General features: G+C 25.5%; 33 protein-coding genes. 14 read left to right on the top strand and 19 right to left on the bottom strand.

Features of this window, described 5'->3' with window-relative positions:
• Positions 1–22 precede the first annotated feature (22 nt).
• From ACQH23_RS05620 to ACQH23_RS05665, 10 genes are all read left to right on the top strand, one after another.
• Positions 23–235 (top strand): hypothetical protein, encoded by a 213-nt coding sequence (locus ACQH23_RS05620; protein ID WP_425379242.1) that lies wholly within the window; start codon positions 23–25, stop codon positions 233–235.
• Positions 236–454: 219 nt separating this feature from the next.
• Positions 455–694, top strand: a complete 240-nt coding sequence (locus ACQH23_RS05625; RefSeq protein ID WP_425378319.1) for a hypothetical protein — start codon at positions 455–457, stop codon at positions 692–694.
• 516 nt (positions 695–1,210) lie between these two features.
• The gene (locus ACQH23_RS05630) at positions 1,211–1,528 is read left to right on the top strand and encodes a hypothetical protein (RefSeq protein ID WP_425378225.1); all 318 of its coding nucleotides are present in this window, start codon (positions 1,211–1,213) and stop codon (positions 1,526–1,528) included.
• A 9-nt stretch (positions 1,529–1,537) separates the two neighbouring features.
• Positions 1,538–1,705, top strand: coding sequence for a hypothetical protein (locus tag ACQH23_RS05635; protein WP_425378226.1), 168 nt, complete (start codon positions 1,538–1,540; stop codon positions 1,703–1,705).
• Between the two features lie 13 nt (positions 1,706–1,718).
• Positions 1,719–2,009, top strand: a complete 291-nt coding sequence (locus ACQH23_RS05640) for a hypothetical protein (protein ID WP_425377994.1) — start codon at positions 1,719–1,721, stop codon at positions 2,007–2,009.
• The gene (locus tag ACQH23_RS05645; protein ID WP_425377635.1) at positions 2,002–2,148 is read left to right on the top strand and encodes a hypothetical protein; all 147 of its coding nucleotides are present in this window, start codon (positions 2,002–2,004) and stop codon (positions 2,146–2,148) included. Before ACQH23_RS05640 ends, ACQH23_RS05645 begins: the two co-directional genes overlap by 8 nt.
• 2 nt (positions 2,149–2,150) lie before the next feature.
• Positions 2,151–2,927 (top strand): hypothetical protein, encoded by a 777-nt coding sequence (locus tag ACQH23_RS05650; RefSeq protein ID WP_425379206.1) that lies wholly within the window; start codon positions 2,151–2,153, stop codon positions 2,925–2,927.
• A gap of 2 nt (positions 2,928–2,929) precedes the next feature.
• Positions 2,930–3,721, top strand: a complete 792-nt coding sequence (locus tag ACQH23_RS05655) for a recombinase RecT (RefSeq protein WP_425379205.1) — start codon at positions 2,930–2,932, stop codon at positions 3,719–3,721.
• Positions 3,722–3,781: 60 nt separating this feature from the next.
• Positions 3,782–4,252 carry a hypothetical protein gene (locus ACQH23_RS05660; RefSeq protein ID WP_425379243.1) on the top strand — a complete coding sequence of 157 codons (471 nt, stop codon included), beginning with the start codon at positions 3,782–3,784 and terminating at the stop codon, positions 4,250–4,252.
• A 4-nt stretch (positions 4,253–4,256) separates the two neighbouring features.
• Complete coding sequence (locus ACQH23_RS05665) at positions 4,257–4,436, top strand: hypothetical protein (RefSeq protein ID WP_425379204.1); 180 nt, start codon at positions 4,257–4,259, stop codon at positions 4,434–4,436.
• Positions 4,437–4,461: 25 nt separating this feature from the next.
• On the opposite strand, the gene ACQH23_RS05670 is transcribed toward ACQH23_RS05665, so the two are convergent.
• The 7 genes from ACQH23_RS05670 to ACQH23_RS05700 all read right to left on the bottom strand — a co-directional run bounded on the left by ACQH23_RS05670 (position 4,462) and on the right by ACQH23_RS05700 (position 9,368).
• Complete coding sequence (locus ACQH23_RS05670) at positions 4,462–4,794, bottom strand: hypothetical protein (protein WP_425379203.1); 333 nt, start codon at positions 4,792–4,794, stop codon at positions 4,462–4,464.
• A gap of 87 nt (positions 4,795–4,881) precedes the next feature.
• Complete coding sequence (locus tag ACQH23_RS05675; RefSeq protein ID WP_425379202.1) at positions 4,882–5,535, bottom strand: hypothetical protein; 654 nt, start codon at positions 5,533–5,535, stop codon at positions 4,882–4,884.
• A 15-nt stretch (positions 5,536–5,550) separates the two neighbouring features.
• Positions 5,551–6,570: a hypothetical protein gene (locus tag ACQH23_RS05680; RefSeq protein WP_425377885.1), complete on the bottom strand. Its 1,020-nt coding sequence runs from the start codon at positions 6,568–6,570 to the stop codon at positions 5,551–5,553.
• Positions 6,560–7,135, bottom strand: coding sequence for a hypothetical protein (locus ACQH23_RS05685; RefSeq protein ID WP_425379244.1), 576 nt, complete (start codon positions 7,133–7,135; stop codon positions 6,560–6,562). Before ACQH23_RS05685 ends, ACQH23_RS05680 begins: the two co-directional genes overlap by 11 nt.
• Before the next feature lie 54 nt (positions 7,136–7,189).
• Positions 7,190–7,477: a hypothetical protein gene (locus ACQH23_RS05690; RefSeq protein ID WP_425379245.1), complete on the bottom strand. Its 288-nt coding sequence runs from the start codon at positions 7,475–7,477 to the stop codon at positions 7,190–7,192.
• Positions 7,478–7,483: 6 nt separating this feature from the next.
• Positions 7,484–8,890 (bottom strand): hypothetical protein, encoded by a 1,407-nt coding sequence (locus tag ACQH23_RS05695; protein ID WP_425379246.1) that lies wholly within the window; start codon positions 8,888–8,890, stop codon positions 7,484–7,486.
• A 16-nt stretch (positions 8,891–8,906) separates the two neighbouring features.
• On the bottom strand, positions 8,907–9,368 hold the full coding sequence (locus ACQH23_RS05700; protein WP_425377678.1) for a hypothetical protein: 462 nt from the start codon (positions 9,366–9,368) through the stop codon (positions 8,907–8,909).
• Positions 9,369–9,686: 318 nt separating this feature from the next.
• Here ACQH23_RS05700 and ACQH23_RS05705 point away from each other — a divergent pair, with 318 nt between their 5' ends.
• Together ACQH23_RS05705 and ACQH23_RS05710 are read left to right on the top strand one after the other, a co-directional pair.
• Positions 9,687–10,631 carry a hypothetical protein gene (locus ACQH23_RS05705; protein WP_425378565.1) on the top strand — a complete coding sequence of 315 codons (945 nt, stop codon included), beginning with the start codon at positions 9,687–9,689 and terminating at the stop codon, positions 10,629–10,631.
• Positions 10,632–10,745: 114 nt separating this feature from the next.
• Positions 10,746–11,207, top strand: a complete 462-nt coding sequence (locus tag ACQH23_RS05710) for a lipoprotein (RefSeq protein ID WP_425379247.1) — start codon at positions 10,746–10,748, stop codon at positions 11,205–11,207.
• 88 nt (positions 11,208–11,295) lie between these two features.
• Here ACQH23_RS05710 and ACQH23_RS05715 read toward each other — a convergent pair whose 3' ends face one another.
• The 9 genes from ACQH23_RS05715 to ACQH23_RS05755 all read right to left on the bottom strand — a co-directional run bounded on the left by ACQH23_RS05715 (position 11,296) and on the right by ACQH23_RS05755 (position 19,117).
• Positions 11,296–13,395 (bottom strand): hypothetical protein, encoded by a 2,100-nt coding sequence (locus ACQH23_RS05715; protein ID WP_425379248.1) that lies wholly within the window; start codon positions 13,393–13,395, stop codon positions 11,296–11,298.
• A gap of 12 nt (positions 13,396–13,407) precedes the next feature.
• Positions 13,408–14,031, bottom strand: coding sequence for a hypothetical protein (locus ACQH23_RS05720; protein ID WP_425379249.1), 624 nt, complete (start codon positions 14,029–14,031; stop codon positions 13,408–13,410).
• A complete protein-coding gene (locus ACQH23_RS05725; protein ID WP_425377913.1) occupies positions 14,032–14,982 on the bottom strand; it encodes an IS30 family transposase in 951 nt (316 codons plus the stop codon). It lies immediately after the preceding gene.
• An 89-nt stretch (positions 14,983–15,071) separates the two neighbouring features.
• Entirely contained in the window at positions 15,072–15,386 is a 315-nt protein-coding gene (locus ACQH23_RS05730; RefSeq protein WP_425379250.1) for a hypothetical protein, read from the bottom strand.
• Between the two features lie 66 nt (positions 15,387–15,452).
• The gene (locus ACQH23_RS05735; RefSeq protein WP_425379251.1) at positions 15,453–15,599 is read right to left on the bottom strand and encodes a hypothetical protein; all 147 of its coding nucleotides are present in this window, start codon (positions 15,597–15,599) and stop codon (positions 15,453–15,455) included.
• Positions 15,600–16,059: 460 nt separating this feature from the next.
• Positions 16,060–16,995: a hypothetical protein gene (locus ACQH23_RS05740; RefSeq protein WP_425379252.1), complete on the bottom strand. Its 936-nt coding sequence runs from the start codon at positions 16,993–16,995 to the stop codon at positions 16,060–16,062.
• Complete coding sequence (locus tag ACQH23_RS05745) at positions 16,988–17,266, bottom strand: hypothetical protein (RefSeq protein ID WP_425379253.1); 279 nt, start codon at positions 17,264–17,266, stop codon at positions 16,988–16,990. The genes ACQH23_RS05740 and ACQH23_RS05745 overlap by 8 nt, the downstream gene beginning before the upstream one ends.
• Entirely contained in the window at positions 17,266–18,726 is a 1,461-nt protein-coding gene (locus ACQH23_RS05750; protein WP_425378478.1) for a PBSX family phage terminase large subunit, read from the bottom strand. The genes ACQH23_RS05745 and ACQH23_RS05750 overlap by 1 nt, the downstream gene beginning before the upstream one ends.
• Entirely contained in the window at positions 18,719–19,117 is a 399-nt protein-coding gene (locus ACQH23_RS05755; RefSeq protein ID WP_425378309.1) for a hypothetical protein, read from the bottom strand. The genes ACQH23_RS05750 and ACQH23_RS05755 overlap by 8 nt, the downstream gene beginning before the upstream one ends.
• A 388-nt stretch (positions 19,118–19,505) precedes the next feature.
• Between ACQH23_RS05755 and ACQH23_RS05760 the strand changes: the two genes are divergently transcribed.
• A complete protein-coding gene (locus tag ACQH23_RS05760; protein WP_425379254.1) occupies positions 19,506–20,489 on the top strand; it encodes an IS30 family transposase in 984 nt (327 codons plus the stop codon).
• A gap of 238 nt (positions 20,490–20,727) precedes the next feature.
• Here the strand turns inward: ACQH23_RS05760 and ACQH23_RS05765 are convergent, their stop codons facing one another.
• Together ACQH23_RS05765 and ACQH23_RS05770 are read right to left on the bottom strand one after the other, a co-directional pair.
• Positions 20,728–21,030, bottom strand: coding sequence for an IS3 family transposase (locus ACQH23_RS05765; RefSeq protein WP_425379255.1), 303 nt, complete (start codon positions 21,028–21,030; stop codon positions 20,728–20,730).
• Positions 21,031–21,203: 173 nt separating this feature from the next.
• Complete coding sequence (locus tag ACQH23_RS05770; RefSeq protein ID WP_425377767.1) at positions 21,204–21,467, bottom strand: transposase family protein; 264 nt, start codon at positions 21,465–21,467, stop codon at positions 21,204–21,206.
• Between the two features lie 61 nt (positions 21,468–21,528).
• Between ACQH23_RS05770 and ACQH23_RS05775 the strand changes: the two genes are divergently transcribed.
• Positions 21,529–21,747, top strand: coding sequence for a hypothetical protein (locus ACQH23_RS05775; RefSeq protein WP_425379256.1), 219 nt, complete (start codon positions 21,529–21,531; stop codon positions 21,745–21,747).
• Positions 21,748–21,844: 97 nt separating this feature from the next.
• Here ACQH23_RS05775 and secA read toward each other — a convergent pair whose 3' ends face one another.
• Positions 21,845–24,235: a preprotein translocase subunit SecA gene (secA, locus tag ACQH23_RS05780; protein WP_425379257.1), complete on the bottom strand. Its 2,391-nt coding sequence runs from the start codon at positions 24,233–24,235 to the stop codon at positions 21,845–21,847.
• Positions 24,236–24,347 lie beyond the last annotated feature (112 nt).

The raw sequence follows: 24,347 nt of genomic DNA on the forward strand, positions 1-24,347 counted from the left end.
TGCTAAGAAAGTATTACGAATTATGAAAGAAAATAATATTCAAGCTGAATATGTAAAGCGTATGCGTAGAAAAATATTAATAAAACAAAATAGAAATAAAAATATAATTAAATATCCTGATTTAGTAAATCGTAATTTTAATGATATGTATCATGTACGATGAAGCGGCAAAAAACAACTCTTGTTAAATAAAAAGGGTTGTTTTTTTATTTGTAAACCCATAATTATTAATTAATTCAGAGAAAGGGCAGCATCTTAAATTCTTAAAATAGAAACTTTTTATCGCAACTTTAAGTTAACGAAAAAGTTGTATTACACATTTATTAAATATCTTAGAAATTTTTACAAAGTGTACCTTTTTTTCTCCAATTTTAAGGTGTTGTCCTTTCTCTGTTTTAGTTAATTAATTTGGCTAATAAATAAAAAAACTTAATATTAAAGGAAGGAGTAAGTAATGGAAATTAATACGCAACAAACAATCTGTGATGTTGATAATTGCTATAAAGCAATATCATTAATTACCGAAGAATTTTTATCAAATAAAGTTTTATGAACTTGTAAAAAACATAAAGATTTATTAAATCGTACAAAAGATAAAAAACAAACGCGGTTTTATAAAAAATTAGAAAATTCAAAAATTATCTTTGATTGAGAAACTGGTTCTTTTAAACTTTGATTTTATAAAACAACTTAATGCAGTGTGGGACGGTTATTTTAAATAACTAAGTGCTTCCATAAGAACATGAGTTTAAGCTCATTCCCACAGCCAGCCGAGGCAAGTACTGAAATAGTGTATGAGGAAAAATGTAAATCGGCGCTGGTTATATTTAAACTAAGCGATAGTCGTGATAAGTGCAAGGTCAACATCGAACGACAATAAAAATAGAGATGGACACTTTATAAATAAATTTGCGATAGACATTGTCCCATCGAGGATGGCAGCGGTTCTACAAACCACAACGCCAGCACTTGGCTCTTCAAGGTGCAAGTGAATTTATTTTAAAAACTGAACGTTTTGACTTGAAATAGTGCGGATGAAGAGAGAGAATTCTCTGGCTTTACCTCATAAAAACAACTGTCTATTATCTAATAATAAACAAATATTAAATATATTATCGCCACCGCTCACCCCCAGTGAAGCGGATGGCGTAGTAAATAAATAGATAAATACTTATATAACTAATTCTCGCTTTGGCACTTTCACTTGGGAGTGAGTGCCAGCGAATTAAAAATAGGAGGAAATATAATGGAATATAAAAGTTTGTATATTAATAAAACTTGAAGTGAAATAACAACATCATTTGATTGAGTGAATTGTCAACCTGTTAATTGTCGTATTTCTCATCATAAAAATCATTATGATTTACAGTGTTTAGAATGAGCAAAAATGTACTTAAATTTATTTGAAGATAAATGAGATGTTATTGCTTCTTATATGCAACATTACAAAATTAACGATATTTTAGATTTAGCATCAGATGGTTGAAAAATATTACAAATTGAGAAAAAAATAAAACAAATAATTTAGAAGGTTTATATGAAAAAGTTAAATAAAATTTGTCTTAAACAAAGATATTGAGGTTATTGTTTTCATAAAGAATGCAATAAAGAAAATAAATTGAATGAATTAATGCTTAAAAGTTATCCAGTTTCATTTGAAGATATGACTGATGAACATTGAGCATTAAACAATAAAAATAATTAGGAGGAATAAGAAAATGTCATATTGTATTAGTGATTACTTAAATGAAAAATGAATTAATAATAACGCATTAAAAATTAGTAATAAAGATATTATTTATGCACAAATTGATAGTGACTATGATATGAGTTGAGAATTAAATTTATATCTTAAATTTGGTAATGAAGAGCGACATGTAGGTAATATTTCATTGCCAAAAGATTTTGATTTAAATTTAAAATGATATGAAATTGATGAGGTTAAAAGTTTAATAGATGATTATTTAGAAGATGAAGAAGCAGACTACGAAGTGATAAATTATGAATAATATGTGAAAAGATGAAAGTGGTTATGTTTATAGCGAAGAAGATTTATTTAATATCGCATTAGAAGAATGTTGTTCAGAAGAGACTGCTTACGAATATATTGATAATTTAATTATGGATATGAATTTGGAGGAAATTTAATTATGGCAGATTTAAAGTTAAATAATCAAATTAAAAATATTACCTATCCATTTTATTTAAAAGGTAATGATTTTAAAGAATTAAGTTTAAAAGCATTACCGATTAAAAATTGAATTGATAATCACGGTAAAGAATTAGCAGAGTTTATCTATCGTCATCTTAATCATTATGCATTAAATGGTTATCAAGATATACATTTAAAAGATATACCCAGTGCTATTAGTAAAATTGATTTTGTTTTTAGAGAACCATTAGAATTAATAAAAGATTTTAAAGATGAAGTAAATCGAATTAGAGTTAATATTATTAATTTAGAAAAAGTACTTCAAAATAATAAAATTGAAATTAAAAATAGCCTAATACAAGTTCAATACTTAAAACAACAACAGTTTATTCAAACCAAAAAACAAGAACAAGAAAATAGGGTTGAATATGCTAATAACTTAACGCCTGATATGGGGTTAGACATGGACCAAATTGAAGATGAACAAGTTCGTGTTATGGAAGATGTAGCAAAAATAGAACAAGATTTAGAAAAAACTACTAGTAAATTTCGGAAAGAAAAAATATTAATTAAAGATATTGATATTTTGGGTGTTAATGATGATTTTTTACAAAATGCTGATAAATTAGAACTTATTAATTTAATTAAAAATTATTTAATTGTTGATGAACAAATTGTTAAAAACGAAATTAAAAAACAATGAGATAGTAATAAAAACATTAATACTATTGGTGTTAATGGAATTAAATTAAAAATAAATAAAGGAGAGAAATAATTATGAATAATCAAATGGGAATAAAAGAATTAGTAGCAACAGCAATTAAAGCATATGAATTAAATGTTAATGCTAAATATTTACAAGAAAATTTAATTGCTTTACAAGAACTAAAATTAAAAAATAATCAAAGTTATATGAATTTAGTGGGTAATGCTGATAATGGAAAAATTACAGCCTTAGGAATTATTAATTTAAGTAATAAAGGTTTAATATTCGGAAAAGATTTTAATATTATTCCATTCAAAAATAAATTAACAACTATTATTGATAGTAGTGTGTTTCAAAAAAGAATGGAACAAGAAAATTGAATTTTAAAACGAGGAATTATTTATAAAAGTGAAAAATTTGTATGAGATACTGATTTACAAAAACCCAAATTACATGAAATAGATTTTATGACAAATACCAGTCAATATGAAAATATTATTGGTGCTTATGCTTTTGGAATTAATCGTTTAACTGGTGAAACAAAAGGAATTTTATTAAGAAAAGCCGATATTGACCGTTTAAAAAATAGTAGTCCAAGTGGAAATAGTGAATATTCGCCTTGAAATAAATGACCAAAAGAAATGGTTGAAGCAAAATTATATCGTAAATTAGCCCAAGAATTAGGTGTAGATATTACTGACATTGATTTAGATGAAAAAGAAATTAAAGAAGATGGTAATTTTGATTATATACCTTTTAATGATATTACTGTCGCCAAAAATAAGGGGCAGATGAGCGATGAACCCTTATCAAACAATATAAAATACCTCATCTTATATAGAAATAGCGGATACAAACAATAATGTAGTTAAAGAAGAAGATATTTCTAATGTAGTACCAACAGTTAATAATAATGATGAAGAATGAGCAACTTGATAAAAATAGGTATTGACCCATCAGGGACTGGTACTACTGCTATCGTTACTTTTAAAGATAATAAATTAATTGATAAATCCGAATATACACATTATGATTGAATTACACAACCCGATATTATTTTAGATGTATTAAGACCATATGCAATTATTAATATTGAAGATTGTTTATATACATCTGCTAATGCAAGTAAAGATAGGGATGATTTATTAAAAGTAATTGGAACAGTTAAATACAATACAAAAAAAGTACACAATATTAATTGAGTATCACCAAAACATACTAAATCAATTGTTAAAAATATGGAAAATTTAAGTAAATATAATGATAGTTGTATATGAGAATTTGATAAAGATAGTAATTTAATTTATCAATATGGTAAAGGTTGAAAATATAATAATGATAAAATAAGTAATCATTTACGAGATTCCATTATTATTGCTAATTATGAGGTTTAATATTATGAAAAAATCATATAATCAAAAAAAAGGAAAATATTATTCTTGTAAAATTCGAAATGTTAATATTTACTTAAATGAAAATGAAGAAAAAGTTTGAAATAAATTATCTAACTTTGATACTTATTCACAACGAATAGAATATCTTATTAATTTTTATATAAGTCACAACAAAGAAAAATAAAAAATAACCTTAATTGGTTATTTTTTTAAATACTATTTGTTAGTTTTCTAATAGCATCTTTTTGTGCTTGTTTTTTGTCGTTTACTTTAACTTGTTTTTTAACATTTTTAATTTGACCTGTTTTAAGGGCTAATTCTGTTGCATAATCAGGTCCTCGTAAATGTTTTTCGTGGGCAATAACAGCCGTTCTTAATTCTCTAAGTTCTGCTTTATATTTTTTAATTTTTTTAGCAGATAATCCAAGAATACCAAGACTACCCATTCCACCAGCACCAGCTAACACAAGTAAAGCAATCATTAATGTTTCATTCATGTTTTTGTTTCCTTTCTTATCCTTACTCAAACAGTAGCCATCCATTCTTTCAGAACAAAATAATTTATAAATTAAGCTATATAACCACCCAAAATATCTACCACCCCTATATATAGTCTATTTTAATAAAATTTAATTATTAGTTTCATAATTATTATTTATATTTAATTTTTTGTTATTTTCTTCTTGTTTTTGTTTTTTAATATTTTCGTTTTGTATATTTTTAAATATTTCTTCTGTTATACCATCTAAATTATTTCATTGTTTTGCTATTCTTGGTTGAATAACACGAGAATTAATCCGACAATCTAAACAATGTCTTAAATGGTCTTTTTTTCATTTTAATTTATCAATTAAAATAATAATTAAAGAAATTATTAAAGTAATTAAAGGTAAAATTGTAAATACTAATCCCATTTTAGAAACTTTTAATCGTGGAATATCAATTTTCATATCTACTTTTGGTTTACTACTAGCAACAAATATACCCTGAATTCCATGTGTAAATAAAGGTGTTAATAAAATGGCAATACCATTGCCTCAATATTGACCATAATTGTATCAATTAATTTGATCCTTAATACTATTAATCATCCCGTATTCCAATCAAAAATTTAATGCTAAAAACATTAAAGTATAAAAACTAACTACTCAACTCCTAATTTTATATTTTCTTTCTCATTCTCTAATATCTTTATGGGTTCAATTATAAGTTGGAATAGGGTCTTTTTTAAATCAATTTCAAGGTAATGCACCCTTTAATCAAGTTGTTTTATCTTGCTTCATTAATTAAACCCCTTTCTAACTTACTTTTTTTTCAATGTGTAAATCAGTAATTGTTCCATCTGTCCCACCAGTACGTATAGCAATAATTCCATCATCTTCTAATTCTACACGATGAGAAAATTTATTTTCTAAATCAAATGATCCAACAGTTATTTTTCCCTTAAAATTTTTGTATGTTGATAAATAATAATGATTTTGATTACTTGTTTTAATTCAAATATTGTATTTATAATTTTCTTTATCTCAATTTTGTATTTCATAATCAAACCTTGTATTATCTAAATCACTAGTGTCAACAATTTCTCAATCTGAAATATTTGTTTTTCAAACCCCATTATCATAATAAATCGTATCATTATCAAACGGAACAACAAGTTTAATATATTCATTATAATCAATTTTACTATAATCGATAATTGTTGGATGAGTAATATTAATAGTGTTATCAGTTTGAACGCGTTCTTTTAAATAAAATAATAAACTGTCATAAAATGTTTTTTTCGTAATATATTTATATTCTTCTTCTCAAGGATGAGCATAATTCCCTAAATGATAATTATATGGTCTATCAACCGTTTTACTAGATATAATATCAATTATTTCACCAGCTAATTTTAAAGCATTTTTAACATCACGAGTAATATTTTCATTTGCTTCGGGGTCATTTGTTTGTGAATATGCCACACCACCTTGTGAAAATGAAGCACTACCAGTTAAATCATTAACTCCTTTTGGTAAATATCAATTCATAACTGCTAATAAACAAGCAGATTGAATATAACTTAATCATTTATCATATTCAATTAAACCAGTATTATCTTTTTTAACTCATGGAAATAAATCTTTTTTATTTATTTTATCTGAAATTGTCCCACCTGATAATCTATCCATTCATAAACTAGTTTTTAAAATAGCATTATAAATTAAATTATCATTATAAGCAGATTGCTTACGGTCATTAATAGGTTGTCAAAGTTTACTTTCTTTAACATCTTCAACTGTTATAAATAATAAATTATTTAAATTACTTTCCATATAATACACCCCTTAATTGATTACGATATTTATTTCTTAAATTAGATGGTTTATAACTATTAACATTTCTTTGTGTTTTATTAATTGTTTTAATAGTTTGATTAGTTTTATAAAACATACTTTTAACTGGTGTTTTATATAAATTATTAATATTTTTAACATCACTTTTTCGCTCTCGATATCATTTTTTGTTATTAATTTCACCAGCAAAATTAAAATTAAAATGACCAATCTTTAAATTATTAATAAACGTTTTAATTTGTTGTAATTTTTGAATATGTGGTAATGTTAATTTAATATTTCCTTTTGGGTATTTTTCTTTTAATTCTTTTGGTAATCGTTTTTTAATATAATCTCTTAAATGACTAGGTAATCATTTTCTTAATCAATAACGCCAAAATAAAATTCCAGCATTAGATACAGCATTACTTAATAATTTTCAAATTTCAAATGGAACACTAGGATAAACATATGGACCATAAAACTTCGGGTGTTTTGCTGTTTTTGTATATATTAAAATAGTTAAATTACCTGTTAAAGTTAACTTATTTGTTATATTAAACATACCACTATTAAGCCAACTACTATTTAAAGGTTGTCAATTAGTGTTTAGATAATTTTATTTTTTAAATTGTTCTCTATTTTTAATATTGTTATCTTTTTCTAATTTACTTAATATTTGTTGAATTTCTTTTTTATGACCTTTTTTAATTAAATTTAAATAAGTAAATGGATTTAATCATTGATAAATATCTTCAATTTTATTTGTAATCTTTTGAAAAGGATTAGCATAATATGAAGCAAACTTATTAACCTTATTAATTAAATTAACAAACTTATTTATTAAAGGTTTATTTCCTAAATTTTCTGTTAATAAAGTTAAAATTCGTAATATTAATAAATTCATTGTTTATTAAGAATTTTTAATTACTACTTCAATTGACTTTGTTTTACCAGTTGCTTTGTTTTTACCTTCAATTAAAACTTCAACAATTTTATCATTTGTAATATCAATTGGTCAGTCTTCACCTTTAGGATTAATAGAATAATCAAAATCATTTTCAGTTAAAGAACTATCTACAGTTTTAACTGCTTTTAAAACAACGTCTTTAAATTGTGGTTTTAATCATCCATCACTAACATCTTTGGGATCTGGTAAATTAATGATTGGTTTATCTAATTTATTTATTTTACTAATATCTATTTTAGCAACATCTGGTGTTAAAATTACATTAGATTTTGTTGTATTTATTGGTGTAGAAATTTCATAATCAACCGGCACTCTAAATGTTTTATTTAAATTACTTTTAGCAGTATTTATTTCTTCTTGTGTTGGTTCTTTTTCTAAAATAATCTTACATGTTTTTGGATATAAAATTGTTGGTGTTGCATATTGTACTTTACCAATTCATTTAGGGTTAGCAGTATCATTATCTAAAACTTGTTGAATAGTATCCATATTAATTGGATATGCTCATACTTGTTTATTAATAAGTAAACCATTTATATTAGTAAAATTATAACCTTTATCTCGGTTAACTTGTCCTTTTGTATATGTTTTTTCTAAATGAAAACTTTTTGATACCGGAATACCCATTGCGGTATTTTCATATAATTCACCGTTAACCATTGCTTTTAATTGAGCTTGTGAACCAATTACTTTTAAATAAGCAGGTGTTAATCCTAAATAGGATCTTCGTCCTAAAACCATAAACATTTTATCGGTTGGTAAACCAAAATATAAATTACTAATTTGATTTGTTAATTCAATCAAAGTTTCATTTAATGTAAAGAATGCTTTATTTGCATCATCAGCATTATCTGCTGTATAACCACGAAATGGAATTACTTCATATTGACCATCTGCTAAACAATAATCATAAATCCCCTGAATTAATTCACATTCTAAATTAACAAATTTATTCTGTACAACACTAGCAATAGCATCAGCAATAATACCATTTTTAATATTTTGTTCTATCATTGCTAAATCAAATGCTTCATTCATTAATTTTAAATTAAATCTTTTATTAATAGGCACCGGAATTCTTGTTAATCCCATAGTTTGAGTTGCCCCACCATTTGGTAACGCATAATCATCTTGTCATACCACACGATGAGTTAAATTATATAACGCTTGTCCTGCATTAGGTAATCAAGCAACTTGTTCTGCTGTTGCAGTTGCATATTGCATAATACTTGCATGCTCATTCATTAATGGTCCTCTTAGCATAGCGTTAACCATATCAACATAGGCTTTTTGACCTGTTGTATTACCTTGTAATGTAAAATGTACTTGCGGCAAATTAATTGTTGCCATAATATTCACTCCCTTATTATCTAAGGTTTTTAAGTGTATAATCAGTTAATTTCTTAATTTCTTCTGGAGTATATGCTCCTTTTTCTTTAATAGTTTCAATTTCATCATTTTTATTTTCAACCGAATTTTCAATCATATCTTTAATAAAATTAGTTGGTGAAACTGATGGTTGTTCTTGCACAAACAAATCAGGTTTTAATTCTTTTAAAGTTTGCATTTTTTCAGATAAAGAATTGCCACTAACTTTTTCTAAATTAGTTTTAATATCTTCAATTTTAGTAGATGGAACATCTTTAAAGGCTTTTAATTCATCTAATTCATTATATAATTTAATAAAGTCTTCTTTTGATATAACATCTTCGCGTTTTTGCACACTTTCTCTAATTTGTTTTGCTTCATTATTAAACTGATTTAAGATATTTTCTGCAATCTCTTCACTTAAACCTTGTTCGATTAATTGTTCTTTTGTAAGTGCCATTTTTATAAACTCCTCTTTTTTTATCCTTGTCCGATTAACAAGTCAGCGTAACTCTTTTTTACGGAAAAAGATTAAACCTATAATTTAATTATATACTAATATTTTATTAAATACAATACTTTATGTAAATAATATAAAATACTAAATTTAATATCTTTGATTGCTAATTTACCCCTTAAAACGTGTAATAAAAGTTATTTTAAAAGATAAAAGTTTTAAAATAATTACCAATTTTGCTTATATATATATATATATATATATAATGAGGATAGATCTTGATAAAAAAGTTTCAAGATTAAGAAACGGAGAAAAACAAGTGTGAAAAAGTTACTTAGTTTATTAAGTATGTTAACTATTAGTGGAAGCGCTATGCCAACAATAATTGCCGCTAATCCTTATCAAAAAGGGGACAATAAATTAAATATTATAAAAAGAGGTATTAATTCACAAAAATTAAATAATTTAATAGATATCAAAAATAACCTATCTGAAAAAGTAAAAGATATGGGTGAAAAAGTTATTGAAGAATGTCAATTAATGATATTACTTGAACGTGATTTAACGCTAAAATTACAAGAATTAGGAAATTATCTTAAAGAAGATTTATCAAAAAATATTAAAAATATTACTATAAATAAAAATAATATAAAACAAAGTATTCAAAATTTAGGACAAAATGTAAAAACTTTTGGAATAAAAATGAAAGCAGTTGGAGAATTAGTAAAACAAATAACTAATGGTTTAATTAAAAGTTTAATAAATGTAGAAGATTTAGGTAATGGTTCTATTTCTCAAGGAGAAATTTTAGAAAAATTAGGTGAAATTATTTATTTATATCAAAATGAAAATTTAACTACTGATAGTGTTAATATATCTAAAATAAATGAAAATATTAATATTATTGGTCAAAACATTAATACTATAGGTATAAAATTAACAATAGATGAGAAACTTAAATATTATCCAGACATATTACTGGGATTAAAAGATTATAGAATGATTGTAAAACCATGATTAACAAATGAATTAAACGGATATGTTTTAGGTAATAAATTAAAAAAAATAGGAGATAAAGTAATCAATATTCAAAAATATAATAATCAAATATCTAATCAAAATATTGAAGATTTAGGACAAAATATTGAAGATTTAGGTGAAGAAATAAAAAATGTTTCTTTAATAATAGAACAAGGTTATAAATCTACAAAAGCTTTTGGTTTTTCATTGATTGAATTAGGAAAATTTATAAAATCATCAGTATAATTAAATTGATATAAATAGTTTTTAAAATATTTTTAAATGAAAATAACCTAAGTTATTTTCATTTTTAATTAAATTAACAAACAAAATTATATAAGAATATAGAAATATTTTAAAATGAAAAAAATACTAAATATTTTATGATCAATAACTTTAATTGGAACAAGTACAACAAGTTTATTTGCTTGTAATACACAACAATATAGCGAAGATGAATTAGCAAAGTTAAAAGAAGAAAATAAAATAGATACAAAAGATGAAAATATTAAAAACAATTTAGAATGAATAGCACCACAAGAGAAACCATTTGAAGAAGTAAACAATAAGTATTTTTATATTGTTGGTAGAAATAGTTTAAATAATGTATGAAAAGTATTTAAATTAAAAAATGATGGTGAAAAAGGTAGCGGTTTAAAAACAGATTGAGGTGAAAGACCTGTTGGTTTTATTTTTACTATAAATAATGACATTTTATTAGCAACTGGTAATTTATTAGATTCTTCAACAGAATATATATGGGGTAAAGGAAAACATTATGAAGACTATATTAAATCAGTTTATCGTTGAAATGGTGAATAACAAAAATTACCTAACTTAATTGCCGATGAAAATGGTAATGTAAAAGTTAATTAAGAATGGGAAAAGAGATTTAATATCTCTTTTTGTTTTATCTTGGTTTAATAGTTATTTTTATAGGGTTATTACTTTTATTTCTAATACCCAATACATTTGAGTTAGAAACATCTATTGTAATACTTTTATCATTACCAAGATATGTTCATTTTGAAGGTTTTAAATCTTTACCTGATAATATTGCAATAATTTTTTTTGAAAATCTAATTTTTAATTTTACATAATTAGTATAATATGCTTGTAAATATGTTTCTTTAATTTTATTATCAACTTCATTTGACAGAGATGTTATTTGTAATAAAAATATAATATATGCTTCTTTATTATTAATTTTATAAATATTTTGATAATCATCATAATTTGGTAAACCATTAGTAAAAGAAGTAGCGAATGTTTTAATATCATTAGTTATATTATCAGTATATAAAGTTACTGTATTATAAAAATTAACCTTATCAGTTTGTGAACGACCGCTTTCTTGTAAAGTCATATTATTTAATAAACCAATATTATGGTCACATTTTTGACCCTCTAATAAATCAATATTTCTATTAGGAATAAAATATTCTATATCACATGGCCCACATTCAACTTGTAACTTACCTAAATTACTTATTTCAATCGTTTTATAAGCATCTTGAAATTTACTAATACTTTGAATAGTTGGGTCAATTTGTTTTAAGTCAATTTCTATCTCATAATAACCTTCATTATAACCCTCATTAAATTCATTAGAAAATAAAGTTGCTGGATATTCAATTATATTTTTACATTGTGCTGATGCTGTAATTTTAGTTATTAATGGTTGCACTGTATTAGCATCTCAGATATCTTTTGTATATTCTGAATAATTATATGGCACTGGTGGTAATACATATTGTGGATAATTAAAGGTTGGTATTTCATAATCATGTGGTAATAAGAAACTGGTTTTATAATTAGTTGTCATATCTCGTAAATAATTATTTAATGTACTTTTTGTTTTTCCACGAAAACTCCATACTGATAATCTTAAATAATCTTCTTCATTATTGGTATATGGGTTATCAGCATAAAAGATAATTTCAAAATTACCTTTATATAATGCTTGTATTGAAAACATATCAATAATATAACTACAATTTGTCCCATCTGGTGTTTGTAAGAATTCACAATCATTATCTTCTTCACCGTCACTAACTGGTGTTTGAGCATCTACTGCTGTTGTAAGTTCATTAATTAAATAAATTCGGTTAGTTTTTTGATTTAATTGTTTTAGATTATATGTTGAATAAACTATATTATTTGTTGGTTTACCATCCTTAGTTAAAACAGTACTTACTAATTTATCAGTTAATAAAGTAGTAAACCCGAAACTAGTGGCATTTGCTCCAAAAATAGCACCAACTTTATCATTGCCTTGTTCTCTAAATATTTCAAAAGGTAAATAACATTTACCTTTTGAGTTTTCAGACCAAAAAGCATCATTATAAAAACTATAAATATTAGCACTCATAAATCCATTTAATCATTGAAAATTAGGTCAAGTTTTTTCATCTTGATTAATAACTCAGCCTCAAGGAATACCAAACGAAATAAAGTTTAAGAATTTACCAACTCCGCCTGGTATCGTAAAAGGATTAAAAACTAACTTTTGAGTATAATTTAAAGGTAAGACAGTAATTTGGCGATTAATAAAATTATTCATATTTAAAATATCTCAAACATTACATGAACCCATTTTATTGTATTCAATTTGAACACTACCAACAGTATTGCCAAATTCATCTTTTCTTCTAAAATAAGATGAAGCTTGGGTACTAATAATATTATTAACGTCACCACTATTTACTTTTATTTGACTTGGTGGCGTTATTTTTCAATTTTTAGACCAATAAAATTTAGAGTCATTATTTTCTTCTTTAATTGTTTTTCCAACAGCCGGATTGGTAGCTGTCGAACTTTCTTGGTCAGTTATAACAATACCCTCACTATTTTTTTGCTTTCAAAAATCATATCTACTTTCCATATCTTTTTTTCAGTTTTCATAACCAGTTATCATTGTTGGTTGAATCCCTTGAATGTTATATCAACTTACTTCAGGTGAAGCATAAGTATTAACTTTGTCAGGCGGACACGGATACATGTTATACATTAATAAATCTCGTTAATTCATTACTTTTGGATTAAATTGACCTTTAATAATTGGCCGGCCAATAACGGGCATATCAAAAAAGATCGGATTACCATAAAATTTAACTGCCATTGCTCTAACACCAGGATCTTTTAATAAAATCTCATCTAATTCAATAATTCCTTTATTTGTTTTCTCATTATAAGTTATTTTAGGAAAACAATAACCTTCCCCAGGTGCTGATGTTTGAATAAATTGTCGTACTGATAAACCACTATTACTAATTTTGTCATTAATACTTGAAAAGGTGATTTCTTGTCATAAAAAACTACCATCATATGGTGAATAATAATTAATAACATTTGATGGATATAATCATTGTCTATCTTGGGGAGCAATATTTATATTACCTCCACCAATATTTAATCCATGGTCATTAAAAACCGTATAAAAATTATAATAATCATTAATATTTAATTTACTTGCATCTTCATCTAAAATTAATAAAGTATATTGTCTTTCAGTTGATTGTTGGGTAAATACTTGTTCAAATTTAGCTTCTCCAAATTGAATTGAACTTCTATCATCAATCATATAAGCATCTCAATATTTACCAACCTTAACTTCTTTTGTGCCAAATTGTAAAGTTAAGTGCAACTAAATTATTTTTCTAACCAAATATTCGATTGGCGAAAGATAATTTAGTATTTTTCTTGGTCTTTGGTTTAAAGACAATATAAATTTATGAACTGCATTTTTAGTAGTATTTGAAAAATTAAATTTTTTAGGAAATTTTTCTCTAATTAAACCATTAGTATTTTCATTAGTACCTCTTTGTCAGGGTGAATATGCATTAGCAAAATAAATTTTCACATTTAAATTTTTTTCAAGTTGTTGTCAATTAGCAAATTCTTTACCACGATCAAATGTTATAGTCTTAACAAGATTATTTGGCAGAATTGATAAATAATGGCTAATATTTTCGTTAATAACTTTAGTAGTTCTATTTTCAACTAATATTGCTAAAGTAAATCTTGATGTTCTTTCAACTAAAGTTATTAAACATGATTTACTTTTACCTCGTGATGATACTACGGTATCACCTTCTCAATGACCAAGAGTTACGCGATTATTAACATTAGCATTTCGTTCTTTAATTGATTTACCATTAAATTTACCCCGATTTTCTTGATATTTTCGTTTCTTACCTTTTCTTCTTAAATTTTTATTAGTAACTTTTTCAAGTAATCCAGAATAAATTCAATTGTAAATTGTTTTAAAACTAATAATTCATTCTTTATGAAAATTTTTAATTCTGCCATAAATTTGTTCGGGTGATCAACCTAATAATAATTTTTGTTGTACATATTTTACTAATTCTCTATTTTTAAACTTATGAAAATAAATATGTGATTGTTTTCTATTTTCTGCTTTATTTTGTGCAATTAATGAAAAATAATGATTATTATCTTTATTTCTATTAACTTCTCGAATAATAGTACTAATACTTCGATTAATATTTTTAGCTATTTCACTAATTTTTATTTTAAACTTCAATTGATTCTCAATATAAATTCTTTCATCTATGCCAAGATGTTTATATCCCATATAAAAACTCCTTGCTTTATTTTTTCTAAAATAAACTTAGCATCATAAAACTTTTATATGAGATTTTTTGCAATTTTATTTACTTGCACTTACAAGTATAATTCAGCTGTATAAAAATTATCAGCTTTATTATCATTATTAATAAAATAACTTAATTTATATTGCTTTAAGTATGCTAACATTCTATTAATATCATAAATGTTTTCACCATCAATTAATTTTCAATAAACATTATTATTTTCATCTTTTAATTTTATCGCGAAAAGTGTTTCATTATTTGCTCATATAGTTGAGTTAACTGGCTGATTTTTAAAATCATCAATTGTTAAGATATTGATTTCTTCACCTTTATATTTTTGAACTATTTTTAAACTATCTTGTCATTGAGCAATCGTACTTTCCATATTATCAAATATTCGTGAATAACTACCATAATCACTAGTCTTTGCGTTATTGGGTTTTCAACCTGTCTAAGTATCAGGAATATATGAACTATAAACATTAAAAGGAAATACCATTCAATGTCTATTATCTTTTATATTTTCTCTGATATCTATTAAAGTATCGTGGGCTTGTCTTCTTAGTTCTTCGATAACCCCGGGGTTAATTCTACTCATTTTTTAATTCTCCTTTATTTCTGTTCTACCTTGTAGGGCATTTTGATTATTACCAGTTTCATCATATTCTAGTAATTTATTATTATGTTCTATTTCTTTGGTTTGCATTTTATCTTGTCATGCTTCTACTTTTTTAAAATATTTTGTTGCTTCTAATTCATCAATATTATCATATTCAGTTATGGCTCTTACTGGTTCCATTGTGCCATTATCTAATCTAGCAGTAATTAATTCATTTTGTCGCATTTGGTCAACTAAACTAGCACTAATAAAATCAAAACCATAAGGCCGTTCACCAATACCATCTCATAAACCATAATATTTTAAAACAGTATCAAACATTTTAGTATAATATTGCTTACGATATGCTTGTAAATATGCTTGTTTTTCTAAGTCTTTTGTTTTAGTTAATAATGACTGTGTTTTATTCTGGTCATTATATGATTTATCACCAAAAGGACTAGAAAAATGACATGCTAAATATACTTGTTCAATAATTGATTTTTGATCTTCGGTATATGTTTCTAATGTTGGTGCACCTTGTACTACTTGTAAAGATTGTGATGATGTCCCATCTGCTGCCCGTTTGACCTGATTGAATAAAAATATCATCAAATACATCTTGTAATGCTTTTTTATTTCCCATATTGTAAGCATTCATTAAACCATCATCTAATACCCCATATCAGTGCGTACGATTAGCTCATCGTTCTTTTGATTTAATATTAAAACTATCTTCTAAATCAAATTGTAATTTATAACAATTTGCCATTGTAGGTCATGGATTTAATGTAGTTGAAGTTGATAAGAACAACGGATTAGGTTCATTTATCATTTCTCAAAAAGGTACTATTCCTAATTTATTTTTAAATTCTTGCACCAAAAAAGGTCTAACATCATCTTTAATTTGTGTTTTACTTTGTCCAACAACTACCTCGTTATTTTTTGGTCAACCTTTAATAACTATTTTATCTTTGGTACAAATTAAATTTAAAATAAATCCACTGTCTGATTGATGATAATTTAATCAAATATCAGCCCCTTGTTCAATTTCATTTATTTTACTTACACGAGATGTAAAGTTAAAAGGGTTAATTCATAAATCAATATTGCCATCACTAGTTTCTAATAAACCAAAAATAGTTTTACCCATTAAACTTGCTGTTAATTCGTTTTTATCTAACTTTTCTTTTATTTTATAATTTTCATATCATCAATTTAATTTTTCTAAAATATCTTTACGATGAGACTTAAATAAAATATCTTTACCATTTATTAATCGCATTTGATGACGAGCAATAATATTTGCTAAATTAATTGTTCAATCATAATTATAAAATTTTAAAACACTATTAATATCACTTAAGTTTGGTAAACTAGGGAAAGTATTATTCATGGTTATTTTGATCCTTTAATTTTAAGATAAGTGCATAATTAATAATATTTACTGTTAATAAATTTGGCTCATTTGCTAAAACTTGAACACATACTTTAACTTTTTGATATTTTTTAATATATTCGTTATATAAATTTAATTTACATATTGCGATATTATCTTTTTTTAATTCTTGACAAAGTCTTTTTTTAACTTGTCCACAAACAGACATATAAGGTCTTTTTGCATTTATTACACGTTCATCATGGATTACATAAATATCTTTTTTCATTAAGTTATTCACTCCCTTTGTTGTCATAATTTATAATCTGCTGAATTATTATGTTTAACCATTGGTATTAATTCAAAATGTAAAGCATAAAAATCACTATCAAATGTATCATCATATAAGTCTAACATTCGTTCTTCTCTGGCATCTGGTTTATCTTCTCATTGAATTAATTCATATTGGGTTTTACTTACAGGACATTTTTCTCATAATCATTTTAATTGATTTGTATTTATTAACATTGTAAATGCTTCAATCCGATGTCTTATTTTAAATTTCTGTTTTTGTGCTGGTTTAAATGTCATATATTGCCCAAAAGTATAATTATATTTTTCTCTATTTAAACTTTGTAATGTTGAATAAGCACTATCATCAACATTTATACTAATACCCTGCTGTATTAAATTAAAATATTGATTTAATTGATTGTTATAAAACTCTAAAATATCTTTTACTTGTTCTAATTCTGTTTTAAATTGCTGTGTAGCATTTGAATGCGTATACTCAGAAGCTTTATAAGCTTTTTTATCAAATGAATTATATAGTCAAAAACTAGCGGCAGTAGTATGTCCCTTAGGACTGGTCGCGTTAGCAATATCAACACCACCTAATAATTTCGTTGGTTGAATAATATCTGTTGCTTGCATAATATCAATATATCTTGCAAAAATTGAACCACTAGTATTACCGGGCAATCCTCAACTCCATACTCTTGCTCTTTCAATATCTAATTGTTCTAATCTTAATTGTTCATTAACTTTATCTTGTGGTAATTTATAATTAAGTCTTCAACTAGAATAATGAATAATAATTTTCATATTTCATTTTTCAATATATTTAATTTGTTCATATTTACTACGCATTATTTCTTCATTAAAAGATAATAATTCATTACAATAACCAACAATATATCTTTTTAAACTTTCAGGATTACACGTATTAATTGTTATTTTATTTTGATAACCACGAATAGCAAACTCTAAATCACTTAAATCTTTTTGTTGAAATTGGTCACATTCTTCTCTTCAATCAATTACTAATTTATACTTATTCAAATCAGCAAAGGCTTTTAATTTTTCTTTTCGACTTGGTGAATGTAAACCTTTACAATATATTTTGCTACCATTTGATAAAGTAAAAGTAAAATTTGATAAATTAATACTATAAGGTATATTATTTTCATCTAACATATTTCATATATTTTGAAATACACTATCTTTTAAATCTTTACTCCAATACATACTAGCAATTATACAAATTGGTTCTTTAATTAATAAACTAATTTTTAATAATTCACCAAACATTTTAATATTTGATATAGTCTTACCACTATATCGTGTTCCAATTTGATTAATTTCATTAACTAATTCATATTTCTTAACAAATGGATATTTATTACCAATATTACTATTTTGTAATAACCAATAAGGAGTTTCTAATAAATAAGTAAAATGATTAAGCATTATTTTCAGTTTCTTTTTTAATATCTCTAATATCCGTTTGTAAATTAACAATTATTGGTTGTTGATTATTTAAGTTTAATTCTTTTTCAAGTTCTTTTTCTTGTAGTGAATATTTATAATTAAATGCACGCTGTCAATATAACCTAGTACCTTCTGGCGTTTTAACCATTTGTTTAATAAGTTCACTTTCTATTTTATCAACTTGTTTTTCAAGTAAAGGAACTATCTTCTCGCTCGCGTAACTATCATATCTTCACTTGCGAGAAAGATTTAATTTATTGGTTAAATCATTTAAAGTATAGGGGATATTAGGTGATTTATCACGTCAAAACTGCTCTATTTTACGATAAAATGTTCGTAAACTTACTGTTTTTGGATTAAATTCTTTCATTTTTACTCCTTTTTGCATACTAAAATTGCTATTATTTAATGAATATGATTAAATAAAAGAGTAAACTATATCTGAAAATATAACAAAGAACCATCGCGGTTCTTTTTTTATCATTTATATTTTACATCAAAATAAAAAAAAGTAAACTTAATTACCGCAATGTTTCTCCTAATTTTATATATTAATAATAATCTAGAAAAATTTTTATTTATATATCTCAGTTAAAAGAAACATTGCAGTAAACTTAATTACTTTATTTTTTATAAACAGCTTTAAGAGACAGAATTTACTTACTGTTTATCACTTAGATTATATACTTATAAAAATAATTGTCAATAATTTTTAATTTAATGTTATAAATATTTTAAAAAGAATTGGAGACAGAAAAATGCAAAAATATACACATGTAAAATTTGATGAACGAAATTTATTTAAAGATTTATTATTTTCTGATATTTGTAAAAAGAAAAATGATTCAATTAATTTATCAGAAATAGCACGGCAAATGAATCGTGGAATTAATACTGTTAAAAGAGAAATAAAGCGATTTAAAAAGGTAGAAGATTATATGCCAGTTGAAGCACAAAAAGATTATAAACAAAAGCGAAAAAGGTCTATTAAAAAACTACCTACATTTACAGAAGAGCAGCAAGAATTTTTAAATTTACGATTTAATATTTTTGGTGATTCGCCAGCGGAAATTATTCATCGATTTTTAATAAAGTTTGGTGTCAAATTTCCTTCCTGTCTTAAAACTTTTTATAAATGAATTTATTTAGGTCTTTTGGGTTTGTTAAAGAAAAATTTATTAAATGGTGGCAGAAGAAATATAACAAAGAAAAGACCTGATAATCGCGGAAAATTAGATGATAAATTCAAATCAATATGAGATATTGAAAATAAAAAATCTAATGTTGGTTTTTTTGAAATGGATACCGTAGTTGGAAAAGACCATCAATCTAGTTGTTTGGTATTAGTTGAACAAAATAGTAAAAATTATTTTGCAATTAAATTAGGAGAACATACTGCTAATGAGGTTTTAGAAAAACTTGAAGAATTAGTTAAAATTAATGGTTTGGTTGGAAAAATTAAAGGAATAATAACTGATAGAGGAAAAGAATTTAGTAAGTTTGAAGAAATAGAAAATATTACTGGTTCTAATATTTATTTTTGTGATCCGGGTTCACCAAAACAAAAACCATTAATTGAAAGAATGAACCGTGAATTTAGAAAACGGTATATTAAGGGAACGGATTTTAATAATGTTACTCAACAAGAAATAGATTGAGTAGTTAATGTTATGAATGAAAAATTAAGGCCTTGTTTGAATTGAAGAACATCTAAAGAAGTATTTTTAAATAATTTTAGATAATTTTATTTTAAAAATTTAATAAATTATTTTTCAGTGTGCTTAAATATGCTTAAAATAGACTAAAATTACAAATATTTTATTTTTTTTAAAAAAATAGTTGCATTTATTTTAAATGATGTTATTATCATACTAACAAGAGACAGAATTTGCTGCTTGAATTTACATAATACAATATTAAAGAAAGATTTTCAATTTTATTTACTGATGTAACTTATTTAATTTGAAATGGTAAAAAACATTATCCATCAATTATTGTTGATTGATAATGTTTTTTACCATTTCAAATTAAATAAGTTACATCAGTAAATAAAATTGAAAATCTTTCTTTAATATCATTAAAATTACGATTTACTAAATCAGGATATTTAATTATATTTTTATTTCTATTTTGTTTTATTAATATTTTTCTACGCATACGCTTTACATATTCAGCTTGAATATTATTTTCTTTCATAATTCGTAATACTTTCTTAGCATTATAAACAATGCCATAATCTTCTTTTAAATATTTGGTAATTCGACGATAACCAAATTGTTTCAAATTTTCTTCATAGACTTTTACAATATTCTTTAATGGTTCACTATCCTTACCATTACTTGAATAATTTTTATATTTATCTCAATAACTACGCTTTAAATCTGTTATATCAAGTAATAAATTTAGTGGATATTTATTAAGGTTTTCTTTGATAAAAAATACAATTTTTCTTTTATTTAATTGTAAAAGTCATGAAGCTTTTTTAGTAATTCATACCTAACTTTGTAATAGTTTAAATCTCTTTTTTCAAATGATTCTTTTGGACCTTTATTGGTGTTTAAAATTCCTTTCTTAAAATTTTCATACCATGAAGCAACAGTTTTTTTATTAATTGCATATTTTTTTGCAATAAAACTTATACTATTATTTTTAACCTCTTGTCCTATCATTTTTCGAAAATCTGCTGTATATTTATTAAATTTTTGTCCTTTTCTTGCCATATAAAAATGCACCTCCTTTAAAATTTTAGCAAAGACTTTTTTTCTTTACTTACTTTTTTGGGTGCAGTCTAGTTTAGATAACAAAATTATAATTTCAATGGGTAAAAATTATCATTGTGCAGACAACATTATTATTGAAATTTTTCATTCATTACTTAAAAAAGGAACAATCCATAATAAAAATTATAAATCTCATAATGAATATATTAATGATGTTAAAAAATGAAATAAATGATATTCAAACCAAAAAGAAAAATATATAATAAATGAAAGTTTGTAAACCTTTTTATTAATACTTACTAAACGGGGTGCAGTCTAAGTTTAGCAAAGACTTTTTTTCTTTACTTACTTTTTTGTGCGTAGTCTATATTTAATAATTAACCTTTTTGTTTAAACTCATGAACTTCTTGTTCGGTATCATGCATCGGATCAACTTGCACATCCCCATCAACTTTTCGAATAACAACATTTGCTAACTTAATAACAACTTCGTGTGCAATTGATAATTGCATATGTTCAAATAATTTGGCTGCTTCTTCAACATAAGCATGTAGTGGATTTGTTTGGGCATAACTTCGTAAATAAATCCCACTTCGTAACTTACTTGCTTGATCAATGTGTTTTGTTCAATATTTATCAAACGAACTAATAATGGCATTTCGTTCAATTTGGTTCATCACATTCGGTGGCACATCTTCTGTTCGAGCTAAATAAAAATCATTCATCTTTGTTGACACATACTTCGCCACTTCGTCGCGGGTCATTTTTTCCATTGCGGCTTTATTTAATACATTTGCCGCCACAACTTTATCACTAACCCCTTTGATTAATTCATCATAATGAATAAATCATTCCCCATGTGATTGGTTTCCAAACATTTTTGTTAAATCATAAGCAGCTGAATATTGCATTTTTCTAATGATTGGTTTTAAATCATTCGCTGTTAAAATTTGATCACGGCGCACATACATCGCTTCCCGGTGTTGCGCTAAAACATTATCATAATCTAAAATATTTTTTCGTTGGTCAAAGTTCATTCCTTCCACTTTTTTCTGAGCATTAGAAATTGCTCTTGTCAACATTCGTGATTGAATAAAATCTGACCCTAAGCGACCAAACATACGACGTAAACGATCACCACCAAAGCGCATCATTAGTTCATCATCCATTGCGATATAGAAACGCGAAAATCCAGGATCACCTTGGCGTCCTGCCCGTCCGCGTAACTGATTATCAATCCGACGAGCTTCATTTCGTTCAACACCAAAAACTGCTAAACCACCAATTTCTTGGACACCCTCACCTAATTTAATATCGGTTCCCCGTCCAGCCATATTTGTTGCTAAAGTAATAGCTCCCTGTTCACCAGCCTTCGCAATAATATCCGCTTCACGTTCGTGGTTTTTGGCATTTAACATTTCAAATTTTAAATTAGCCTTTTGTAAATAATGCGAAACAATTTCTGATGAATCAACTGAAGTTGTCCCAATTAAGATTGGTTGACCTTTTTCATGCAAAGTAATAATTTCCTTCATCATTGCCTGCATTTTTGCATCACGATTGGCAAACATATAGTCCGCTTCGTCTCGGCGAATTAACGGACGATTAGTTGGAACTTGAATTACTCGCATATTATAAATCTTAATAAATTCCTCTTCTTCTGTTTTTGCCGTTCCGGTCATCCCACTTAGTTTATTATATAATCTAAAAAAATTTTGGTAAGTAATTGTCGCCATTGTCACTGTTTCTTGTTCAATATCAACACGTTCTTTAGCTTGTAATGATTGTTGCAAACCATCACTATAAGCACGCCCGGGAATTAAACGACCCGTAAACTGGTCAACTAAAACAATTTCATGGTTTTGAACAACATATTCAACACCATTTTTAAAAACAAAATTAGCTTTTAAAGCATTCAAGATTAAATGATATAATTCTGTGTTTTTAATATCAAATAAAGACTTAATTGAAAAAATATTTTCTGCCTTGGCAATTCCTTCTGGTGTTAAATAAACTTGTTTTGTCTCTAAATCAATTTCTAAGTCAGTGTTACGTGATAATGATTTTGCAAAATGATCAGTTGCTTGATATTGCGGTGTCCGATTTTGTTGTCCTCCCGAAATAATTAAGGGGGTTCTTGATTCATCAATTAAAATTGAGTCGGCCTCATCAATAATTGCATATTTTAATCCTCGTTGGACTTTCTCGCTATAAATTTTTACCATATTATCACGTAAATAATCAAATCCTAATTCAGCATTAGTGGTATAAGTAATATCACAACTATAAGCTGCTCTTTTGGCATCTTTTGTAATATCACGGGCGTTTAAACCAACAGTTAAACCTAAAAAATTAAAAACTTGCCCATTAATTTCTGAGTCCCGTCTTGATAAATATTCGTTAACTGTAACAACATGAACCCCATCGCCAGTTAAAGCATTCAAATATGTTGGCATTAATGCAGTTAAAGTTTTTCCTTCTCCGGTTTTCATTTCCGCAACATCACCTTGATGAAGCACAATTCCCCCAATTAGTTGGACACGATAAGCATATAAACCAATAATTCGGCGCGCTGCTTCACGAACCACTGCAAATGCTTCAATTAAAATATAATCCAATGTTGCCCCATCGACTAATTTAGCTTTAAATTCGTCCGTCTTTGATTGTAATGCATCATCTGACAACGCTTGCATTGTTGCATCTAAGACCATAATTTTATCTGCTATTTTTCCATGTTTTTTTACAATTTTACGATCACTAACTGCCATTAAACTTTCTCCTCTATTCTACATAATTATTATCAGCATTCACATTTATTCTATCATAAAAAGGAATAGTTAGTATAGTTATTATAATATGGAATGTCCTTATCTTGTGATA

This window comes from Spiroplasma endosymbiont of Polydrusus pterygomalis (genome assembly GCF_964030635.1).
Taxonomy (GTDB): Bacteria; Bacillota_I; Bacilli_A; order Mycoplasmatales; family Mycoplasmataceae; genus Spiroplasma.